The following is a 21,232-nucleotide window of genomic DNA, read 5'->3' on the forward strand; positions in this document are numbered from 1 at the left end:
CGATGCAGTTGCGCCCAAGAACGCCGCCCCAGCGCAGTAAGGCAGTCACGAGGCGTCACCGCCCTGGCTTGACAACATCATTGGGAATCTCCCTGGAGGCGACCCGCTCCCACATGGAGGTCGCCGGCGAGCTGGCCGAGGCGGGCTACCCGCGCGAGGTCGGCCCCGGCGTCTGGGACATCCACTCCCCGCGCGTCCCCAGCACCGAGGAGGCCGTCTCCCTGCTGCGCGCGGGCCTGGCCGCGATCCCGGCGGAGCGGCTCTGGGTCAACCCCGACTGCGGGCTGAAGACCCGCGGCTGGTCGGAGACCCGGGCCTCGCTGGAGAGCCTGGTCGGCGCCGCCCGCCTGCTGCGCGCGGAGCTCGCCGGCTGACACGCCCGGGCGGGACTCCTCCGCCGGTTCGGGACGCCCGCCACGGCATGCGGGCCGCGTCGCGGCGCGGCCCGCATGCCCGTTCAGCCGGACCGGGGCAGGCCGAGGTTCTGGTAGATCTCGGTGGTGACCGTGGAGAAGTTCATGGTCATGAAATGCAGCCCGGGCACGCCTTCGGAAAGCAGCCGCCGGCACATGGCGGTGGCGTGCTCGATCCCGATCGAGCGCACGGCGGCGGGATCATTTTGATGTTCCAGCATGCGGTCGGAGAGGGCCGTGGGAATGGCGGCGGTGCTCAGGGTCGGAATTCGGCGCAGTGACCGGATGCTGGTCACCGGCATGATCTCCGGAATCACCAGAATATCGCATCCGGCCTTCTGGAGACGGTCCCGGAAACGGAGGTATCCGTCCACCTCGAAGAACATCTGGGTGATCGCGTAGTCGGCCCCGGAACGGCACTTCGTGACGAAGTGCCGGATTTCCGACTCCCAGTCCGGTGACCGCGGGTGCATTTCCGGAAAGGCCGCCACCCCGACGCAGAAGTCGCCCGAGTCCTTGATGAGGTGAACCAGGTCGGCGGCGTACTCGACCCCGCCCGGATGCCGGACCCAGGCGCCCAGCGGGTCGCCCGGAGGGTCGCCGCGTAGGGCCAGGATGTTCCGTACTCCCTGATCGGCGTAGTGCCCGAGGATGTTCCTGAGCTCGCCGACGCTGTGGCCGACGGCGGTCAGATGGGCGGCCGGGGTGAGGGTCGTCTCCTGGGCGATGCGGCCGGTGACGTTCACCGTCCGCTCCCGGGTCGAGCCGCCCGCACCGTAGGTCACCGAGACGAAGGTGGGGGAGAGCGCCTCCAGTCGGCGGATCGCGTTCCACAGGCCGGCTTCCGCCTAGGCGTTCCGCGGTGGCATGAACTCGAACGAATAGGAGTGCTTTCCGGTGGCAAGGAGGTCGCGGACGGTTGCCGCCCGGTCGGTGCGCGTGGAGGGTTTCCCGAGTGTCATGACAGGACGGTATACGCCCGGTCGGAATGGCGTGGTGGAAAGTCCACAGTGTGATACGCGGGTTTTCTCCGGCCGCGATCGAGGGCGGTCGGGAGTGGTCGCGGAACGGCCTCCGGAGGCTGCACAATAGGGCCATGGAAAGACATGCGTACGCCCTTCCCGGACTTCCCGACTGGGGCCGCTGCGCGGTCATGGGAATCCTCAACGTCACCCCGGACTCGTTCTCGGACGGGGGGTGCTGGCTGGACCCGGGCCGGGCGGTGGAACACGGACTGGCGCTGGCCGCGCGGGGCGCCGACATGGTGGACGTGGGTGGCGAGTCGACCCGCCCCGGCGCCCGTCGGGTGCCGGTCGAGGAGGAGCTCGCGCGGGTGCTGCCGGTGGTGCGCGGACTCGCCCGGCAGGGCGTCCTGGTGAGCATCGACACGATGCGCGCCCGGGTCGCCGAGGCCGCGGTGGACGCCGGGGCCCGGATCGTCAACGACGTCAGCGGCGGCCGGGCGGACGAGGCCATGGCGAAGACGGCCGCGCGGGCCGGTGTGCCGTTCGTCGTCATGCACTGGCGGGGGCAGTCCCAGGGGATGGACGACCTGGCGGACTACGGGGACGTCGTCGCCGAGGTGGTCGCCGAAGTGGGGCGCCAGCTGGACGCCGTGGTGTCGGCCGGGGTCGACCCGGAGCAGGTCGTCCTCGACCCCGGCCTCGGCTTCGCCAAGGGCCGGGGCGACGACTGGGCGCTGCTCGCCGCCCTGGACGCCTGGGCCGTGCTCGGCCGCCCGCTCCTGGTCGGGCCCTCCCGCAAGCGCTTCCTCGGCGAACTGCTCGCCGACCCGGCCACCGGCGCGCCCCGCCCGGCCCGGGAGCGGGACGACGCGACCTCGGCCGCCGCCGTCCTGGCCGCCGCGCAGGGCGCCTGGGCCGTACGGGTCCACGAGGTGCGGGCGGCCGCCGACGCCGTGCGGGTCGAGGCGGCCGTACGGGCCCACCGGATGACCGTCGGCCAGGTACCGGTGTAGGCCTTCGCAACCATCCGGGGAAGAACAGAGAAGAGGGGTGCGTCGCACCATGGCACGTCCCGTCGGGCGCAAGATCTTCGCCCACGCCAAGCTGCGCCGGCTGCGCCGCGAGCACGGCATGAACCAGGTCGAGCTGGCCCACGAGCTCGGCATCTCGACCAGCTACCTCAACCAGATCGAGCACAGCCAGCGCCCGCTCACCGCCGCCGTGCTGCTGCGGATCTCCGAGGTGTTCGGCGTGGACCCGGAGTTCTTCTCCGAGGCCGACGAGGAGCGCCTCGCCACCGACCTGCGCGCCGCCCTCGCCGACGAGGCGTGCGGCGCCCCCGTCCCGGCCGAGGACGTCGCGGAGGTGAGCCGGGACCACCCCGACGTGGCCCGGGCGCTCGTCGCGCTGTACCGCCGCTACCGGGAGGCGGCCGCCAGGGTCGCCGATCTCGGCGACGCCGCCGGGACCGCCGCGCTCAGCCCGGCCGAACCCCACGACGAGGTACGGGACTTCTTCTACACGCACCACAACCACATCCCGGCCCTGGACGAGGAGGCCGAGCGCACCGCGACCGCGCTCGGGGCGACCACAGCGGGTGGCCTCGCCGCCGCGCTGGCGGCCGCACTCGGTGCACGGCACGGCGTGCGGGTGGTCGACGCGGACCACCGGCAGCAGGCGGAGATGCGCCGGTTCGATCCGGTGAGCGGCACCCTCCGCCTCTCCGCGTGGCTGACCGACGGCCAGCGGGCCTTCCAACTGGCCACCCAGCTCGCGCTGCTGGAGCACCGGCCGCTGCTCGACGCGCTGGTCTCGGCGGCGGGGCCCGACCTCACCTCGTCCCAGGCGGCGGACCTCGCCCGGATCGGCCTCGCCACCTACTTCGCCGGTGCGCTGCTGATGCCCTACTCGGCCTTCCACGCCGCCGCCGAGGAGCTGCGCTACGACATCGACCTGCTCGGCGCCCGCTTCGGGGTCGGCTTCGAGACGGTCTGCCACCGGCTGAGCACCCTGCAGCGCACCGGCCGCCGGGGCGTGCCGTTCTCCTTCCTGCGCGCCGACCGGGCGGGCAACATCTCCAAGCGGCAGTCCGCGACCGACTTCCACTTCTCCCGCCTCGGCGGCACCTGCCCGCTCTGGACGGTCTACGAGGCCTTCTCGGCGCCCGGCCGGATCCTCACCCAGATCGCCGAGATGCCGGACGGCAAGCGGTACTTCTGGATCGCCCGCACCGTCACCCACGGCGGCTTCGGCCACCGCGCGCCGCGCAGCGAGTTCGCCGTCGCGCTCGGCTGCGAGCTGCGCCACGCCCACCGCCTGGTCTACGCCGAGGGCATCGCCCTGGACGGCCGGGAGGCGGCCACGCCGATCGGCCTGGGCTGCCGGATCTGCGAGCGGACCGACTGCGCCCAGCGGGCCCGGCCCCCCGTCAGCGGCCGGCTGCTGGTGGACCCGGACCGGCGCACCAGGGTGCCGTACCCGGTCGTCGCCGAAGGGCGCGACGGAGATCGGGAGGGGCGCCGCTGACCGGTGCCGCCGAGACGTCGCACCGGCGGCGGGCGGCACCCGGGTGCCGCGGTCGGGGCCCTGTGGTCGGGGCGTCCCGGCCGCAGGCCGGGCGACGGCGACGGACCCGGCACCGTGCCGCCGACCGTGTGGCCCTGGGTCCTTCCGGGTGGTGATGTGGGTCCCTCGGGGTGAACGCCGGGAGGGGGCGTCAGGCCCGGGGGGACACCCAGAAAATGTCAGATCATCAGATTGTCTCGCGAAGGCTGATCCTGGCCGCGGCCGGGTTGTCGGTCCTCGGCGCCGCAGGGTGCGGGGGAGCACGGCGGGCCGGGGAACCCGGTACCGCGCCGAGAGGGAACGCCGGGCCGCCGCCCGCGGCCGCGCCCCCGGCGGCCGCACCCCCGGAGGCCGCACCGGAGGCCGCACCGGCGGCCGCACCGGAGGCCGCCCCGGAAGCGCCCAGGGTGCTGACCGAGGCGGAGAGCCGGCCGCTGTTCGAACTCGCCGAGGAGGGGAAGGTGGTGGCCCTCACCATCGACGACGGACCCCATCCGCGCCACACCCCCGACGTCCTGGCGCTGCTGGAGAAGCACGGGATCCGGGCGACGTTCTTCCTGATCGGCGAGAACGCGGCCGCCCGTCCCGACCTGGTCCGGGAGATCGCGGCGCGGGGGCACCGCATCGGGAACCACACCTGGAGCCATCCGGACCTCCGTCACCTTCCCGACGACGCCCAGGTGCGGGAGGAGCTGACGCGCACCTCCGACCTCCTCGCCGGGATCACCGGCAAGTCGCCCGTCTGGTTCCGGGCCCCGGGCGGGGACTGGGCCCCGAGGACGCTCAGGACGAGCAGGGAGCTCGGGATGCGGCCGATGGGCTGGACGGTCGACCCGGAGGACTGGGCAGAGCCGGGGACGGACGTGATCCTCGGTCGGCTCACGAAGGAGATGCGCCCGGGAGCGATCGTGCTCACCCATGACGGCGGGGGCGACCGTTCGCAGACGGTGGCCGCTCTCACGCGCTTCCTCCCCTCCCTGATCGACTCCGGCTACCGCTTCACCACCCCGCGGGCCTGACCGGACGGCGGTGCCGGTCTCCTACGCGGAGGCCGGCACCGGCCGCTGTTCCGGGCCGTCGTAGGAGGCGAGCGGGCGGATCAGGGCGTTGTGGGCGAGCTGTTCGGTGATGTGGGCGGTCCAGCCGGTGACCCGGCTCAGCACGAAGAGCGGGGTGAAGACCGGGGTGTCGAAGCCCATCAGGTGGTAGGCGAGGCCCGCGGGGTAGTCGAGGTTGGGGTGGATGCCCTTGCGGTCCAGCACCGCCTCGCGCAGCGCCGTGTGCAGGGCGGCCAGCCGGGTCGTCCCGGGGTCGGCCGCCAGGGCCACCAGCTCGTCGAGGGCCGCCTGCATGATCGGGACGCGGGAGTCACCGTGCTGGTAGACCCGGTGGCCGAAGCCCATGACCTTCCGCTTCGCCGCCAGGGCGTCGTCGAGCCAGTCGGCGGCGCGGGCCGGGTCGCCGATCTCCTCCAGCATGTGCATCACGGCCTCGTTGGCGCCGCCGTGCAGCGGGCCCTTGAGCGCGCCGATCGCGGCGGTGACGGCGCTGTAGAGGTCGGAGAGGGTGGAGGTGACGACGCGGGCGGTGAAGGTGGAGGCGTTGAAGCTGTGCTCGGCGTACAGCACCAGCGAGACCTCGAAGCAGCGGACCACCTCGGGGGCGGGCACGGCGCCGAAGCACATGTGGAAGAAGTTCTCCGCGTACCCGAGGTCCGGGTCCGGGGCGATCGGGGCGAGGCCCCGGCGACGGCGCTGGTCGGCGGCGACGACGGTGGGCAGTCTCGCCAGCAGGGTCAGGGACTTGGCGAGGCCGGACGCCGGGCGGCCGTCGTCCTCGGTCGGGTCCTCGGCGCCGAAGAAGCTGACGGCGGTGCGCAGCACGTCCATCGGGTGGCAGGTCTCGGGCAGTTTCGCGAGCAGCTCGGCGGTGGTGCGGTCGAGCGGGCGCAGGGCGCGCTCGCGGGCCCGGAACTCGCGCAGCTGGGCGCCGTCGGGCAGTTCGCCGTGCCAGAGCAGGTAGGCGACCTCCTCGAAGGAGCGGTGGGCGGCGAGGTCCTGGACGGGGTAGCCGCGGTAGGTGAGGGAGTTGGTCTCCGGGATGACGGTGGAGATCCCGGTGGTGTCGACGACGACACCGGCGAGGCCGCGGTGGATCCCGGGTGCGGTGGTGGGCATGGCTGGTCTCCGGTGCGGGTCAGGTGCCGGGCGGGAGGGTGAAGTCGAAGACGGCCGAGTCGAAGGCCGCGTAGTCGGCGTAGCCGAGGAGTTCGTACAGCCGGGAGCGGGTCTGCATGCGCGGCAGGAGGGACTGCTGGGTGCCCTCGGTGGCGATGGTGCGTAGCCCGTCCTCGATCGCGCCCATGGCGAGCCGCAGCAGGGTGACCGGGTAGAGGGCGATGTTGTAGCCGAGGCTCTCCAGGGTGCGGGTGTCCAGCAGCGGGGTCCTGCCGAACTCGGTGAGGTTCGCGAGCAGCGGCACGTCCACGGCCTTGCGGAACGCCTCGTACTCGGCCTCGTCGGCGAGGGCCTCGGGGAAGATCGCGTCGGCTCCGGCGTCGACGTAGGCCTTGGCCCGGTCGATCGCGGCGCCGAGTCCTTCGACGGAGCGGGCGTCGGTGCGGGCCATCAGCAGGAAGTCGGGGTCGCGGCGGGCGTCGACGGCGGCGCGCAGCCGGCGGACCATCTCCTCGCGGGGCGCGATGGTCTTGCCGTCGAGGTGGCCGCAGCGCTTGGGGTTGACCTGGTCCTCCAGGTGCAGCCCGGCCAGCCCCGCGTCCTCCAGGAGCTGGACGGTGCGGGCGGCGTTCATCGGCTCGCCGAAGCCGGTGTCGGCGTCGATCAGCACCGGGAGGTCGGTGACCCGGGTGGTCTGCTGGGCGCGGGCGGCGATCTCGGCGGAGGTGGTCAGGCCGATGTCCGGCAGGCCGAGGTCGGCGGCGAGGACGGCGCCGGAGAGGTAGACGGCGTCGAAGCCGGTGTCCTGGATGAGCCGGGCGGAGAGCGGGTTGATCGCGCCGGGGACGCGCAGCAGCCGTCCGGAGGCGAGCTGTTCGCGCAGCGCCCGGCGGCGCTCGGCGGCGGTGGTGCGGGTGTGCAGCATCAGAACAGGCCCTTCGGCAGGGTGCGGTCGAACTCGCGGACGGCCTCGAAGTCGACGGCCGGGAACAGTTCGTCGAGGCCGGCGGCTGTCAGCTCGGCGAGACCGGCCGCGGCCGACAGGAAGCGGTCCTGGTCGGTGGGGGTGACGACGCCCTCGGTGAGGGTGCGGAACTTCCGCTGGTACGCGGGGCGGTCGAAGGGGCGGGCGCCGGCCGGGTGGGCGTCGGCGACGGCCAGCTCGTCCTCGATGACGGAACCGTCGTCCAGGGTGATCACGATCCGGCCGCCGAAGGCCCGGCGCTGCGGGTCGGGGTCGTGGTAGCGGCGGGTCCACTCCGGGTCCTCGACCGTGCTGATCTTCCGCCACAGGGCGACGGTCTCCGGGCGGTTGGCGCGCTCGGGGGCGTAGGAGCGCTCGTGGTGCCAGCCGCCGTCCTCCAGGGCGACGGCGAGGATGTACGGGATCGAGTGGTCGAGGGTCTCCCGGCTGGCCGTCGGGTCGTACTTCTGCGGGTCGTTGGCGCCGGAGCCGATCACGTGGTGGGTGTGGTGGCTGGTGTGCAGCACCACCGAGCGCACCCGCTCCAGCGGCCCGGTCTTCTCGCGCAGCCGCCGGGCCAGGTCGATGACCGCCTGGGCCTGGTACTCGGCGGAGTGCTCCTTGGTGTAGGTGTCCAGGATCGCCCGGCGCGGTTCGCCGGGCTCGGGCAGCGGCACGGTGTAGTCGGCGTCCGGGCCGTCGAGCATCCAGGCGAGGAAGCCGTCCTCGCCCTCGTAGACCGGGGAGGGCGAGGTCTCGCCGCGCATCGCCCGGTCCACCGCCTCGATCGCGGCCTTGCCGGCGAATGCCGGGGCGAAGGCCTTCCAGCTGGAGATCTCGCCCTTGCGGGACTGCCGGGTCGCCGTCGTGGTGTGCACGGCCTGCTGCACCGCCTGGTACACCGTCTCCGTCGGCAGCCGCAGCAGCGCGCCGAGCCCGCAGGCGGTGGCCGCGCTCAGGTGCGCGACGTGGTCGATCCGGTGGGCGTGCAGACAGATGCCCTTGACCAGGGCGACGTGGACCTCGTAGGCGGCGACGATGCCGCGCAGCAGGTCGGCGCCGGTGCGCCCGGTGTGCTGGGCGACGGCCAGCAGCGGCGGGATGTTGTCCCCGGGGTGGGAGTAGTCGGCGGCGAGGTAGGTGTCGTGGAAGTCCAGCTCGCGCACGGCGGTGCCGTTGGCCCAGGCCGCCCACTCGGGGGAGACCCTGGCCAGGCTGCCGAACACCCGGGCGCCGGGCGCCCCGTGGTGCGCGAGCGCCTGGGACCGGGCCACCGCCACCGGCCGGCGCAGCAGCGACGCGACCGCCACCGAGGCGTTGTCGACGACCCGGTTGACGGCCATGCCCACGGCGGCCGGGTCCAGTTCCTCGGTGGCGGTCGCGACGGCGGCCAGTTTCCAGGCCAACTGCTCCTCTCGCGGCAGCCGGTCGGCGCTGGGATGGACGCGGACGTGGTGCTCGATCACGGGACTCCTCGGGAGTGTCGGGACCGCCCTGACGGGCTCGTACGCTCCAGGCTGCCGCGCCGGCGGGCGGGGATCCAGCAGGCCAATCCGCGGAATCCGGACAGCTCCGGGCTGCGAATCCGCGAATCCTGCGAAACCGTGGATCGTGCGAACCTGCGGAGCCCGCGAAACCGCGAATCCTGCGGACCGGTCTCGCGGGGCTAGGATCCACAGGGCCTCCTCCGCCGGTGATCACCGCACCACGCCGCCGGACCGGGCCGGCCCCGACCGCCCCCTGCCTCTGAGGTGATCACAGCGAACAGCCTGGTGTCCGAGCTGCGGCGACCCGCCGTCCTCCGGTCCGCGCGGTCGGAGGACGGCTCGTGTCGTCACCTGCTGGTGTGGAAGGCCGGCCCGGGCTGGCGGATGGTCAGCAGCGGCGTGCTGGGCGGCGGGATCGGCGAGCGCGGCTGGGTGGTGAACGCCCAGGTCCGGCCCGGCTACAGCCGGATGGATCCGGAGCGGCACCTGGCGGAGCTGGCCGAGGCCGAGGGCCTGCGCGGGCCGGGCGTCGGGCTGATGACCGCCGCGGAGGTCGACGACTGCACCTGGGGTGAGGACGGCGGCGCCGTCGCCCTGGTGACGACCGGCATCGGCGTCCCGACCTGGGCCGCGGCAGCCGCGGCACCGACCGGACCGTACGTCCCGGGGACGATCAACATCCTCGCGGTCGTGCCCGCGCCGGTGGCCGACGCGGGGCTGGTGAACCTGCTGGCGACGGCCACCGAGGCGAAGGTGCAGGCCCTCCTGGACGCCGGCTACTCGTGCTCGGGCACCCCGTCCGACGCCGTGTGCGTGGCCGTCCGCACCCCGGTCGACGGTGAGGCGGCCGACCCCTTCGGCGGCCCGCGGTCGGTCTGGGGCTCCCGGCTGGCCCGCGCCGTCCACCGGGCCGTCCTCGACGGGGCGGAACGCGACCGGGCCCGGCGGCGGGAGGGGCCGGGTGTGCCGCACCAGGGGCCCCGGCCGGACTGCCACCGGGCGGACGTCCTTTCAGCCGGAGCGGCCGGAGCGGCTGGAGCGGCTGGAGTGCCCGGAGCGGCTGGAGCGCCCGGACGCGTCACCGCCTGAAACCACGCCGCCCCGCCGGTGCCGGGCCCTCCGCGACGGGAGCCGGGCACCGGCGGGGCGCGCTCGTCACGCCGAGGCGTGCGCGTGGAACCCCCGTCCGCTCTTGCGGCCGAGCAGTCCGGCCTCCACCATGCGGGAGAGCAGCGGCGGGGGCGCGTACAGCGGCTCCTTGTACTCCTCGTACATGGACCGGGCGATCGCCTCGACGGTGTCCAGGCCGATCAGGTCGGCGAGTTGGAGCGGCCCCATGGGGTGGGCGCAGCCGTGGACCATCCCGGCGTCGATGTCCTCGGGGCTGGCGTGGCCGGCCTCGGCCATCCGGATCCCGGCGAGCAGGTACGGCACCAGCAGGGCGTTGACGACGAAGCCGGCCCGGTCGCGGGAGTGGACGACGTGCTTGCCGAGGGCGCCTCGGGCGAAGGCCGCCACCCGGTCGAGGACGGTCGGGGCGGTGTGCAGCGAGGCCACCAGCTCGACCAGGGGCATCACCGGGGCCGGGTTGAAGAAGTGCAGGCCCAGGACGTGGGAGGCGCGGCCGGTGGTGATGCCGAGGCGGGTGACCGGGATGGCCGAGGTGTTGGTGGCCAGGACGGCGTCCTCGGCGACGAGCACCTTGTCCAGGGTGGTGAGCACCTCGGTCTTGACCCGTTCGTCCTCGACGACGGCCTCGACCACCAACTGGCGGTCGGCGAGCGCCTCCAGGTCGTCGGCGAACAGCAGGTGGGCCCAGGCGTCGGTGCGCTGCTCCTCGCTGATCCGGCCGCGGTCGGCGGCGCGGTGCAGCGAGCGGTCGATCCGGGCCCGGGCGGTCCGCAGGGCGTCCCGGCCGGCCTCGCAGACGACGGTGTCGAGCCCGGCGCGGGCGAAGACCTCGGCGATGCCGGCGCCCATCTGTCCGGCGCCGACGACCGCGACGCGGCGGATGTCGTTCATGGTGCACTGCCTCCGTGGTGGGGCGGCTCAGGCCGCGGTGCGGATCCGCACGAGGTGGCGGGCGTAGGCCTCGGTGGTGAGGAAGGCGGGCAGGTCGGCGCCGAGGGCGGTGTCCTCCAGGATCCGCACCGCGTCGTCCACCAGCGTCGGGTCGGCGCCCTCGGCGAGCAGCGTGGCGCGCTCCCGGTCGATCAGGCGCCGCACCATGTCCGGGGTGACGAGCGAGCCGCCGGTCAGCCGGGTGCAGTGGTGCTGCCACTGCCAGATCTGGCAGCGGGCGATCTCGGCGGTGGCGACGTCCTCCATCAGCCCGAAGACGGCGACGGCTCCGGAACCGCCGAGCCAGGCGGTGAGGTAGCGCAGGGCGACGGCGATGTTGGAGCGCAGCCCCTGGTCGGTCGGCAGGCCGGCGGACAGCCTGTGCACGCCGAGCAGGTCGGCGGCGGTGACCTCGACGTCCTCGCGGGTGCGGTCGAGCTGGTTCGGCCGGTCGCCGAGGACGTCGTCGAAGGCGGTGCGGCAGGTGGCGACCAGGCCGGGGTGGGCGACCCAGGAGCCGTCGAAGCCGTCGCCGGCCTCCCGCTCCTTGTCGGCGCGCACCTTGGTGAGGGCCACCGCGTTGGCCTCCGGGGCGCGTTGGGGGATGGCGGCGGCCATGCCGCCGATGGCGTGGGCGCCGCGCCGGTGGCAGGTGCGCACCAGCAGGTCGGTGTAGGCGCGCAGGAAGGGCTGGGTCATGGTGAGGGTGGCGCGGTCCGGCAGGACGTAGCGCGGGCCGTGCTGGGCGAAGTTCTTGATCAGGCTGAACAGGTAGTCCCAGCGCCCGGCGTTGAGCCCGGCGGCGTGCTCGCGCAGCTCGTAGAGGATCTCGTCCATCTCGAAGGCCGCGGTGATGGTCTCGATCAGCACGGTGGCCCGGATCGTGCCGTGCGGGATGCCCAACTCGGGCTGGGCGAAGGCGAAGACCTCGTTCCAGAGCCGGGCTTCGCGGTGGTCCTCCAGCTTGGGCAGGTAGAAGTACGGGCCGCTGCCGCGCTCGATCTGCCGCTTGCCGCAGTGGAAGAGGTAGAGGCCGAAGTCGACCAGGGCGCCGACGGCGGGGCGGCCGTCGACCAGCAGGTGCTGCTCGTCGAGGTGCCAGCCGCGCGGGCGGACGACGATGGTGGCGGGGGAGTCGCCGATCCGGTAGCGCTTGCCCTCCGGGGTGGTGTCGTCGATCCGGCGTTCGACCGCGTCGAGCAGGTTGAGCTGCCCGGAGACCAGGTTGTGCCAGGTGGGGGTGGTGGCGTCCTCGAAGTCGGCGAGCCACACCCTGGCACCGGAGTTGAGCGCGTTGACGGTCATCCGGCGCTCGGGCGGGCCGGTGATCTCCACCCGGCGGTCGGCCAGGCCCGGCCCGGCGCCGGCCACGCGCCACGTGCTGTCCTCGCGGACGGCGCGGGTCCCGGGGAGGAAGTCGAGGCTGCCGCCGTCCGCCAACTCGGCGCGGCGCCGGTCGCGTTCGGCGAGCAGCGCGGTGCGACGGGCGGCGAACCGGTCGTGCAGACGGGCGAGGAAGGCGAGCGCCTCGGGGGTGAGGATCTCGTCGAAGCGGTCCTCGTGTTCTCCGAGGACCTCGATGCGGCTGGGCTGGCTCATCCGGTGCTCCAGGGGCGGGTGGAAGGCGCCCGGGGCCTCGTCCCTCAACGAGGCCCCGGGCGGCGGGGTGGGCGGCGTCCGCTCCCCAAAGCGGCCGCCGGGGTGGCTCGGTGGTGCTGTCCTTCCGGCTCGGCGGCCCGCTTCGGGCCCGGCGGCCTCCTTCGGACTCAGTGGAACTGCTCGGCCTCGGTGGAGCCGGTCAGGGCGAGCGTCTCGGCGTTCGGGTTGAGCGCGGTGGAGACCAGGTCGAAGTACCCGGTGCCGACCTCGCGCTGGTGCTTCACGGCGGTGTAGCCGTCCGGCACGGCCGCGAACTCGGCCTCCTGGAGGTCGACGTAGGCCGTCATCCCGTGCTCGGCGTAGCCGCGGGCGAGCTGGAACATCGAGTGGTTGAGGGCGTGGAAGCCGGCCAGCGTGATGAACTGGAAGCGGTAGCCCATCGCCCCCAACTCCCGCTGGAACTTGGCGATCTGGTCGTCGTCCAGCGCGGCCTTCCAGTTGAAGGAGGGCGAGCAGTTGTAGGCGAGCATCGTGTCCGGGTGCTCGGCCTTGACCGCCTCGGCGAACTCCCGGGCCTGCTCCAGGTCCGGGGTGCCGGTCTCCACCCAGAGCAGGTCCGCGTACGGGGCGAAGGCCAGGCCGCGCGAGATCACCGGGGCCATGCCGGGCTCGACCCGGTAGAAGCCCTCGGCCGTCCGCTCGCCGGTGCAGAACCGGGCGTCGCGCTCGTCCACGTCGCTGGTCAGCAGGTTGGCGGCGAGCGCGTCGGTGCGGGCGACGATCAGGGTCGGCACGTCGGCGATGTCGGCCGCGAGGCGGGCGGCGTTCAGGGTGCGGATGTGCTGGGCGGTGGGGACGAGCACCTTGCCGCCGAGGTGGCCGCACTTCTTCTCGGAGGCCAGCTGGTCCTCGTAGTGGATGCCCGCCGCGCCGGCCGCGATCATGCCCTTGGTGAGCTCGAAGGCGTTCAGCGGGCCGCCGAAGCCGGCCTCCGCGTCGGCGACGATCGGCACCAGCCAGTCCGGGCCGCCGTTGCCCTCCGCCGCGTCGATCCCGTCCGCCCGCAGCAGCGCGTTGTTGATCCGACGCACCACCTGGGGAACGGAGTTGGCGGGGTAGAGGCTCTGGTCCGGGTACGTCTGCCCGGCCTGGTTGGCGTCGGCCGCGACCTGCCAGCCGGACAGGTAGATCGCCTGCAGCTCGGCCTTCACCATCTGCACGGCCTGGCCGCCGGTCAGCGCGCCGAGCGCGTGGACGTAGTCCTGCTCGTGCAGCTGCCGCCACAGCCGCTCGGCGCCGCGCCGGGCCAGGGTGTGCTCCTCGCGCACCGTCCCGGACAGCCGGACCACATCCGCCGCCGTGTACGTGCGCTCGATGCCCGCCCACCGCGGGTCGGAGGCCCACCGGGCGGCGAGCTCCGCCGCCTGCTGCTCCTGCTGCTGCCGGACCGACTGAGTCATGGGTCTGCTCCCCAGGGGTGCTTGTTGCGAAGGATGTGACGCACTTCACCGCGAGGGCGAGTGGGCGGCCGGACGGTGCCGGGCTGCGGTGGCGCACCGCGGGACGTGGAGGCCCGGACAGCCCACCGGACCGCGAGCGACCTGGTGTTCTGCGGCTGTCCTGCACACCTCCCGGCCGCAGCACCGACTCTGGCACCCCCGCTGAGCCGCCGTCACCGGTGGACCACCGCCAACTTCTGCGAATGCTTCCCGGTGAATCCGCGAAGGTTGCGAAGGCCTGGCCGGCTGCCCTGCGGCTAGGCTGCCCGCGCCGGATCGACCGATGCGCACAGCGGGGAGAGCGACACCATGGGAAAGGCCTTCGCCGGTGCACGGCTGCGCCGCCTGCGCGAGGAGCGCGGCCTCAGCCAGGCAGCCCTCGCCCGGCTGCTCGACCTCTCGCCCAGCTACGTCAACCAGTTGGAGCACGACGCCCGGCCCCTCACCGTGCCCGTCCTGCTGCGCCTCACCGAGGCCTTCGGCGTCGAGGCCGGCTACTTCGCCCCGCCCGACAGCGCCCGGCTCACCGCCGAACTGCGCGACGCGCTCGGCGAGGAGGTCACGGCCGGCCGGATCACCGGCGGTGACCTCGACGAGCTCGCCGCCCGACTGCCCTCCGTGGCACGGCTGTTGAGCGACCTGGCCCGAGGCCGCCGGGACGCCGCCGAGCAGCTCGCCGTCCTCGCCGGGGACCGCGGCCTCGGGGTCGACACGCACACCCCGCACGAGCAGGTCCGCGAGTTCTTCTATCGCCGCCGGAACTACCTCCACGAACTCGACACGGCCGCCGAGGAGTTGGCGACATCCATCGGCCTGCGGCGCGGGGAGGTCCGGACCGTTCTGGCCGAACGGCTCGCCACCGGGCACCGGGTTCGGATCGCCACCGGAGGCGGCCGACTGCACCAGTACGACGAGCCGACCCGGACCCTCCGGCTGTCCGACCGGCTGCGCCCCGGCCAGCAGGCCTTCCGGATGGCCACGCAACTGGCCTACCTGGAACACGACTCCCTGCTGTCCGAACTCGCCTCCCAGGACAGCCCGGAGAGATCCACCGCCTTCGCGCTCACCCGCATCGGCCTGGCCAACTACTTCGCCGCCGCCCTCGTCCTGCCCTACGCCGGCTTCCACGCCCAGGCGGAGGCGGCCCGCTACGACATCGAGCACCTCGCCGACCACTTCGGCGTCGGCTACGAGACGGTCTGCCACCGGCTCAGCACCCTCCAGCGCCCCGGCCTGCGCGGCGTGCCGTTCTCCTTCGTACGCGTCGACCGGGCCGGGAACGTCTCGAAGCGCCAGTCCGCCACGCCCTTCCACTTCTCCCGCACCGGCGGCACCTGCCCGCTGTGGAACGTCTACGACGCCTTCGCCGCCCCCGGGCGCGTCCACGTCCAGGTCGCCGCCATGCCGGATGGCCGCCGCTACCTCTGGACCGCCCGCGCCGTCACCCGCTCGCCCGGCGGCTGGGGCCGCCCCGGCAAGACCTTCGCCATCGGCCTCGGCTGCGAGATCCGGCACGCCGGCCGACTGGTCTACTCCGCCGGCCTGGACCTCGGCGACGAGGCGGCCGCCACCCCGATCGGCCTCGGCTGCAAGGTCTGCGAACGCCCGGCCTGCCCGCAGCGCTCCGCCCCGGCCATCGGCCGACCGCTGGCCGTCGACGAGCACACCAGCACCTTCGTCCCGTACGCCGCGCTGCCCGGCCCCCGGGACTGAGGGCGCCCGGACGGCTGGGGCGGCACGCTCAGTCCGTGATGCCGGAGACCGCCAGCGGCAGGTGGCGGGGCCCGCGCAGGATCGGGCTGCGGCGGTACACGGGCGGGTCCTGGAGCAGTCGGGGGTCGTCGAGGCGGCGGACGAGCGCGGTGAGGGCGATCTGCCCCTCGACCCTGGCGAGCGGCGCGCCGAAGCAGCTGTGCACGCCGCTGCCGAAGCCGAGGTGCTGGTTGTCCTGCCGGGTCGGGTCGAAGCGGTCCGGGTCGCGGAACCGCCGCGGGTCCCGGTTGCCGGCGGCGAGGACCAGGACCAACGGCGCGCCCTTGGGGATGGTGACGCCGTCGACCTCGACGTCGGTCAGCGCGGTGCGCTGCGGCAGCAGTTGGACCGGGGGCTCGTAGCGCAGCACCTCCTCCACCATGCCCGGCATCAACTCGGGCCGTTCGCGCATCAGTTGGAGGGCCTCGGGATGGCGCAGCAGGGTGAGCACGCTGTTGGTGACCAGGTTGACGGTCGTCTCGTGCCCGGCGATGAGCAGCAGGACGGCGGTGGCCATCAGCTCCGGCGTGGTGAAGCCGCCGTCCGGGCCGGGGTCGTTGACGAAGGCGGAGAGCATGTCGTCGGAGGGCCTGCCGCGCCGGCTCTCGGCGAGTTCGCCGAGGTACAGCCCCATGTCCGTCCGGGCCTGGAGGGCCACCCGCTGCCGCTCGGCCGGGTCGGTGCCGGGGGTGGGGTCGAAGCCCTCGATCAGGGTCTCGGACCAGGCGTGGAAGCGGGGTTCGTCCTCGCGCGGCACCCCGAGCAGCCGGCAGATCACGGTGACGGGGAGCGGGTAGGCGAAGTCCTCGACGAGGTCGATCCGGTCGCGGCCGCGCAGCCCGTCGATCAACTCCCCGGCGATCGCGGTGATCTCGTCGTGCATGGCGTCGACCCGGCCGGGCGCGTGCGGTGGGCCGAAGGGGCGCATGGCGATGTCGCGCAGCCGTTCGTGCTCGGGGTCGTCGCGGCCGATGAAGGCGACCGGGACGGATTGCACCTCGTCCGGGTCGGTGCGGTTGCGGCGGTCGGAGCTGATCCGCGGGTCGTGGAGCAGCGCGGCGACCTCGTCGTAGGTGCCGACCAGGTAGCCGCCGTCGTCCTGGCGGGCCACGCCGTGCTCGCGCAGCTCGGCATAGAGGGGGTAGGGGTCGGCGCGGTTGGCGTAGTCGGTGATCCGGCGGTACAGCGTGCCTGGGGATCCGGTGCTGGTGCCGGGGGTGTCGGTGGTGGCCATGGCGGGCTCCTCGGGGGTGGCGGCGGCGGTCCGCGGCGCCGGGACGGTGCTCAGCCGTCCCAGCGCCGAAAGGTCAGCCGCCGGTCGGGCAGGTGACCGGTGAGCGCGACGGTGGGACCGTGCGAGAGCACCTTCGGATCGGGCACGTCGGACGGGACGGGGGTACGGGAGGGCGGAGGCTCCACGCCGACCCAGTCGGGCGGGAACGGGGCGGCGGTCTCGATCAGCCCCTGGTAGTGCTCCAGCCACTTGGCCCGGTTCACGCTCACGGCGGCCGTGATCCGGCCCCGGTACCCGTAGACCGCGACGAACCGCCGCTCCTCCGGCGAGCCCTGGGCGACCACCACGTGGTCGGAGAAGGTCGGCACGCCGACGGACTTGATGTTGAGGCCGAACTGGCTGGACCAGAAGGCGGGCACGCTCAGGTGCGGCAGCCGCCGCGGCCCCGGGTTGACCATGTTGTGGGCCGCCACCGCGGCCTGGGCGACCGCGTTGCCCCAGTGTTCGAGGGAGAGCAGCTGGTACTCGAAGAGCGGGTGCGGGAAGCGGGCGACATCACCCGCGACGAAGACGTCGTCGGTGACGATCCCGTACATGTCGAAGGCACGGCAGCCGGCGTCGCAGGCGATGCCGCGCCGACCGGCGGCGAGCCCGGAGTCGGCCAGCCACTCGGTGTTGCGGACGGCCCCCAGGGCGACCACGGCGACGTCCGCCTCGATCCGGCTGCCGTCGGAGAGCTCGGCCCCGGTGAGCCGACCGTCCCGGCTGTGGAGCGCGGTGACGGTCACCCCGCAGCGCAGGTCGACCCCGTGGGCGCGCTGGACCTTGGCCGCGAAGGCGCCGAAGGCCCCGCCGAGGGCGCCGACCAGCGGGGCGGGGCCGCGCTCCGCGACCGTCACCGCCACGCCGCGTTCCCGGCAGGCGGAGGCGATCTCGGAGCCGGTGAATCCGGCACCGATCACCAGCACCCGCCGCGGGCCGGCCGCCAGCCGCTCGGCCAGCCCGGCCGCGTCGTCGGCGGTGCGCAGGGTGAACACCCCGTCGAGGGCGGCCTGCGCGGGGTCCGGCCAGGGCCTGGCCCGGGTGCCCGTCGCGATCAGCAGCCGGTCGTACGGCAGCCGTTCGCCGGTCGCGAGCAGCACCTGCCTGGCCGCCCCGTCCACGCCGGTCGCGCGGACGCCGAGCCGCCAGTCCGCGTCCACCTCGCGGCGGCGCGGCAGCGCGGTCTCCCCGGCGCGCACCCGCCCGAGCAGCACCTGCTTGGACAGCGGCGGACGGTCGTACGGCGGTCGGCGCTCCTCGCCGACCACGGTCAGCCGCCCGGCGAAGCCCTCGTCGCGCAGCGTCTCCGCGGCGCGCAGCCCGGCCAGCGAGGCGCCGACGACGACGATCCGGCCGCTCCGGAGGTCACCGCACACCGGACCGGCCCTCCCGGCCGGGGCTGTCTGGGCCGACGGCCCCGGCCCCGTCGAGGTCCTCGACCAGGATGGCCTGCACCGGACAGGCCGCAGCGGCCCGCAGGACGCGCTCCCGCTGCCCGTCGGGGGGCTGCGGGGTGTACATCAGGGCCTCCTCGCCGTGCAGCTCGAACACCCGGGGCGCGAGGAACGCGCACTGCGCGTAGCCCTGGCAGCGGTTGAGGTCGACGACGATCTTCACGGACACTCCTCCCGGCCGGGTCCGTATCCGTCCTACCGCCGCCGCCCCGGCCGCGCGCCCGGGGGTGCTCCGCGGGAGGGGTCGCGGAGCGTGGCCGCCCGCGCCGGTGCGCGGCGTCGGCAACGACGGGAGCGACGGTCCGCACCACGCGGTGCGGACCGTCGCTCCCGTGCTCGACGTCCTCCGAGTGGAGGTCCCGGAGCCGGGCAGTGTCAGCTGGGTGGCGCGGTCACCACTGGATGAGTACGGCCCCGTTTCCGCCGAGGGCTCCGCCCGTGCCGTTCTCGCCGTGCGGGCCGGGGCCCCCGCTCTGCGGATCGCCGCCGTTGACTCCGGGCGTACCGCCCTGGCCTCCGTCGCCTGCCCTGTGGCCGGGCCCGCCGTCGCCGCCCCGGCCGCCGGCGCCGAACGCGTAGCCGCCGGACACGATGGCCGAGCCGCCCGTGCCGCCCCCTCCGGAGTACCCGCCGGACCCGCCGCTGCCGCCGAACCCGCCGACACCGCCGGGGAGGGCGCCCTCACCGTTGTCGCCGCCGCCTCCGGAGCCCGCCGAGTTGCCGTTGACGCCGACGGCCCCGACGGTGGTCTGTTCCCCCGGGCCGTAGCAGAAGGGTTGCTGGCCGATGCCGGGAGCACCGGAGCCTCCGCTGCCGGCACCGCCTCCGGACCCGCCCTTGCCGTACGGTTCGAGGAAGCCGCCCGCGCCGCCGCCGCCCGTGCCACCGCCACCGCGCCCGCCCGCGTGCCCTCCGCCGCCACCGGTGGCGATCGCGAGGTAGGGCAGGGGGATCACGAACCGTGCGGAGACGTAGGTGTCGGCCGCGAACGCGGGGTCGGGGTTGGCCTGGCCGTTCGCGCCGTTGCCCCCGTTGCCGCCGTCCTTGTTGTCCCCGGGGCCGCCCGACCCGCTGGACCCGCCCGCCCCGCCGGCGGTCGCCCCCCTCGGCTCGCCGACGTTGACCTCCAGGTTGTCGACCCGCAGGCCCCCGAAGTCCAGCCGGCAGGTGACGAACGTACCGGCCTGGCCGCCCTGGCCCCCGCCGCCCCCGCCGCCGCCTCCGCCACCCCCGCCGCCGGCACCGCCCGTGTCGCCGCCGGCGCTCGCCCCGCCGCCTCCGCCGCCCGCACCACCGCCGCCACCACCGCCACCGCCGGGTCCGCCCGCTCCCCAGAGCGAGACCGTCAGGGACGTCACTCCCGCCGGGACGGTGAAGTAGTCCAGCCCCGGGGTGGTGAAGAGCTGGGAACCGCCCGCGGCCTTGGCCGCCGGCTTCGAGGCCGTGGGCGCGGTCGGGGCCGCCGAGGCCACCGGCAGCGGACCGCAGAGCGTGCTCCAGCCCAGCGCCAGCACGCTCGCGGTACCGATCAGGCGCCTTCCGGACCGCCTGGGCGATCCGGCCCCGGCCGTCGGAACGGGTGCGTGGTTCGTGTCGCGCATGGTGTTCGCCTTCCATGAGGAGGGTTCAGGGTTCCGTGAGAGTTCTGGGGGGAGGGCGCTGACGGGCCCGCGGGTGCGACCCGCGCTCGGTTCCGCCAGGGCCCGGGTCTCCGGGCCGGTCACCGTGCGGACCGGTCCGTGGGGCCGGCTCGTACCGTGGCGGCGGAGTGGTCCGGCTGGTGGTCGCGGCGCGGGGCCCGGCCCTGGTCGCGAGGTCGTCGTCCCGGACACCGGCTGCTCACCGGAGCCGGTCCGTCGGTCGGGGCCTTCGCAGGGCGGTGTTCGGCGAAGGCCCCGACCGGCGGGTTCCTACCAGGTGATCAGGACGTAGCCGGGGCCGGCCGGTCCGCCTGGCTGGCCGCCGGTGCCCGAGGTCCCGTGACCGCCCGACTGCGGGTTCGGGTAGGGGGCCGGGCCTCCGCCGTTCCCTCCCCGGCCTCCCGCCCCGCCGGCACTGCCGGTTCCCCCGCTTCCGCCGGCACCGATGCCGGCGGGCGGGGTGACGGCGGTCACCGGCGGGGCGCCACCGGCGGAGCCCGCCCCGCCGGTGCCGCCCGGGCCGCCGTACTCGCCCGACCCGGGGTTCCCCGACGTGCCCTGACCGCCGGTGATCCCGCCGACGCCCGCGGCACCGGACCCGCCCGCGGCACCGGGGTTGCCGGCCAGCGCCATGCCCGTGCCGGAGCAGGAGCTCGCGTCACCGGCCCCTGCCGCGCCGCCACCGCCGCCCGCGCTCGGGCCCACGGGCGCGCCGCCCGCCCCGCCGGCGCCGCCGGAACCGCCGAGCTTGCCGTTCTCGCCGCCCTGCCCGGACCGTCCGCCGGAGCCCGAGCCGCCGGAGCCTCCGTTGCCGCCGGCGCCCGCCTCGACGTAGTCGTCGGGCCCGACGACGGAGGTGACCGTAACGAAGGTGCTGATGCTTCCGCTGCCACCGCTCGCGCCGGTGACGCCGGCCCGGCCGCTGGTGAGGAAGGTCCCGGCCGCGCCGCCACCACCGCCCGATCCGCCGCCGCCACCGGGGTTCCGGCGGCCCGCCGTGGCCACGTAGACCTCGAAGGTCTGTCCCGCGGTGACGCTGGTGGTGCACTCCGCGTAGCCGCCGCTGCCGCCACCCCCGCCGCCTCCGCCGCCGCTGCCTCCGGCGCCCCCGCCACCGCCACCACCCTTGACGGGGTTGCCGACCAGCAGTGCGTACTCGCCGCCGCCGCCTCCACCTCCGCCCCCGCCTCCACCGCCGCCGCCCGCCCCCTCGCCGCCCCGGCCCCAGAGGTGGATGGTCAGCTGGGTGACCCCGTCCGGAACCACGAACCTGGCGGTCGCCGGGAAGCCCTGCTCGCCGTGAGGCGCCGCGACGGGGGCGACGGCCGCGGCCGCCACGGCCGGGCCGCACGGCAGCACGGCGATGGCCGACGCCACGAC

At 74.7% G+C, this 21,232-nt stretch carries 15 protein-coding genes and 3 pseudogenes; 6 read left to right on the forward strand and 12 right to left on the reverse strand.

Translation table 11 applies throughout. The annotated features are described in order from the left end of the window. Positions 1–86: 86 nt before the first annotated feature. Positions 87–374, forward strand: a pseudogene (locus ACFY4B_RS39095) (5-methyltetrahydropteroyltriglutamate--homocysteine S-methyltransferase); the annotation flags it as partial. 83 nt (positions 375–457) lie between these two features. Here the strand turns inward: ACFY4B_RS39095 and metF are convergent. After that, positions 458–1,375 (reverse strand): annotated as a pseudogene (gene metF / locus ACFY4B_RS39100) (methylenetetrahydrofolate reductase [NAD(P)H]). Between the two features lie 134 nt (positions 1,376–1,509). Between metF and folP the strand changes: the two are divergent. From folP to ACFY4B_RS39115, 3 genes are all read left to right on the forward strand, one after another. Then, positions 1,510–2,391, forward strand: a complete 882-nt coding sequence (folP, locus tag ACFY4B_RS39105) for a dihydropteroate synthase (RefSeq protein WP_387976038.1) — start codon at positions 1,510–1,512, stop codon at positions 2,389–2,391. Between the two features lie 49 nt (positions 2,392–2,440). Next, entirely contained in the window at positions 2,441–3,904 is a 1,464-nt protein-coding gene (locus ACFY4B_RS39110) for a short-chain fatty acyl-CoA regulator family protein (RefSeq protein WP_387976041.1), read from the forward strand. A 446-nt stretch (positions 3,905–4,350) separates the two neighbouring features. Beyond that, the gene (locus ACFY4B_RS39115; protein ID WP_241852960.1) at positions 4,351–4,962 is read left to right on the forward strand and encodes a polysaccharide deacetylase family protein; all 612 of its coding nucleotides are present in this window, start codon (positions 4,351–4,353) and stop codon (positions 4,960–4,962) included. 21 nt (positions 4,963–4,983) lie between these two features. Here the strand turns inward: ACFY4B_RS39115 and ACFY4B_RS39120 are convergent, their stop codons facing one another. Genes ACFY4B_RS39120 through ACFY4B_RS39130 form a run of 3 tightly spaced genes read right to left on the reverse strand, consistent with a single transcriptional unit; the run spans position 4,984 to position 8,550 of the window. Further along, a complete protein-coding gene (locus tag ACFY4B_RS39120) occupies positions 4,984–6,120 on the reverse strand; it encodes a bifunctional 2-methylcitrate synthase/citrate synthase (protein WP_387976044.1) in 1,137 nt (378 codons plus the stop codon). A 19-nt stretch (positions 6,121–6,139) separates the two neighbouring features. Continuing rightward, positions 6,140–7,045 (reverse strand): methylisocitrate lyase, encoded by a 906-nt coding sequence (gene prpB, locus ACFY4B_RS39125; RefSeq protein ID WP_387976047.1) that lies wholly within the window; start codon positions 7,043–7,045, stop codon positions 6,140–6,142. Next, positions 7,045–8,550, reverse strand: coding sequence for an MmgE/PrpD family protein (locus tag ACFY4B_RS39130; RefSeq protein WP_387976049.1), 1,506 nt, complete (start codon positions 8,548–8,550; stop codon positions 7,045–7,047). Before ACFY4B_RS39130 ends, prpB begins: the two co-directional genes overlap by 1 nt. Before the next feature lie 285 nt (positions 8,551–8,835). Here ACFY4B_RS39130 and ACFY4B_RS39135 point away from each other — a divergent pair. Continuing rightward, a pseudogene (locus tag ACFY4B_RS39135) lies at positions 8,836–9,486 on the forward strand (adenosylcobinamide amidohydrolase); the annotation flags it as partial. Positions 9,487–9,726: 240 nt separating this feature from the next. Here the strand turns inward: ACFY4B_RS39135 and ACFY4B_RS39140 are convergent. From ACFY4B_RS39140 to aceA, 3 genes are all read right to left on the reverse strand, one after another. After that, positions 9,727–10,593, reverse strand: a complete 867-nt coding sequence (locus tag ACFY4B_RS39140) for a 3-hydroxybutyryl-CoA dehydrogenase (protein ID WP_387976051.1) — start codon at positions 10,591–10,593, stop codon at positions 9,727–9,729. 27 nt (positions 10,594–10,620) lie between these two features. After that, a complete protein-coding gene (gene aceB, locus ACFY4B_RS39145) occupies positions 10,621–12,231 on the reverse strand; it encodes a malate synthase A (protein WP_387976054.1) in 1,611 nt (536 codons plus the stop codon). A 167-nt stretch (positions 12,232–12,398) separates the two neighbouring features. Continuing rightward, entirely contained in the window at positions 12,399–13,691 is a 1,293-nt protein-coding gene (gene aceA / locus ACFY4B_RS39150) for an isocitrate lyase (protein WP_387976057.1), read from the reverse strand. A 348-nt stretch (positions 13,692–14,039) separates the two neighbouring features. Between aceA and ACFY4B_RS39155 the strand changes: the two genes are divergently transcribed. Further along, positions 14,040–15,443, forward strand: a complete 1,404-nt coding sequence (locus ACFY4B_RS39155) for a short-chain fatty acyl-CoA regulator family protein (RefSeq protein ID WP_387976060.1) — start codon at positions 14,040–14,042, stop codon at positions 15,441–15,443. Positions 15,444–15,471: 28 nt separating this feature from the next. Here the strand turns inward: ACFY4B_RS39155 and ACFY4B_RS39160 are convergent, their stop codons facing one another. The 5 genes from ACFY4B_RS39160 to ACFY4B_RS39180 form a co-directional block, all read right to left on the reverse strand. Beyond that, a complete protein-coding gene (locus tag ACFY4B_RS39160) occupies positions 15,472–16,716 on the reverse strand; it encodes a cytochrome P450 (protein ID WP_387976063.1) in 1,245 nt (414 codons plus the stop codon). Between the two features lie 50 nt (positions 16,717–16,766). Next, positions 16,767–18,134 carry an NAD(P)/FAD-dependent oxidoreductase gene (locus ACFY4B_RS39165; RefSeq protein ID WP_387976066.1) on the reverse strand — a complete coding sequence of 456 codons (1,368 nt, stop codon included), beginning with the start codon at positions 18,132–18,134 and terminating at the stop codon, positions 16,767–16,769. Next, entirely contained in the window at positions 18,124–18,375 is a 252-nt protein-coding gene (locus ACFY4B_RS39170) for a ferredoxin (protein WP_387976069.1), read from the reverse strand. Before ACFY4B_RS39170 ends, ACFY4B_RS39165 begins: the two co-directional genes overlap by 11 nt. Before the next feature lie 229 nt (positions 18,376–18,604). Then, complete coding sequence (locus ACFY4B_RS39175) at positions 18,605–19,813, reverse strand: hypothetical protein (RefSeq protein ID WP_387976071.1); 1,209 nt, start codon at positions 19,811–19,813, stop codon at positions 18,605–18,607. Positions 19,814–20,122: 309 nt separating this feature from the next. Then, positions 20,123–21,229, reverse strand: coding sequence for a hypothetical protein (locus ACFY4B_RS39180; protein WP_387976073.1), 1,107 nt, complete (start codon positions 21,227–21,229; stop codon positions 20,123–20,125). Between the last annotated feature and the right edge of the window lie 3 nt (positions 21,230–21,232).

Source organism: Kitasatospora sp. NPDC001261 (genome assembly GCF_042896795.1).
GTDB lineage: Bacteria > Actinomycetota > Actinomycetes > Streptomycetales > Streptomycetaceae > Kitasatospora.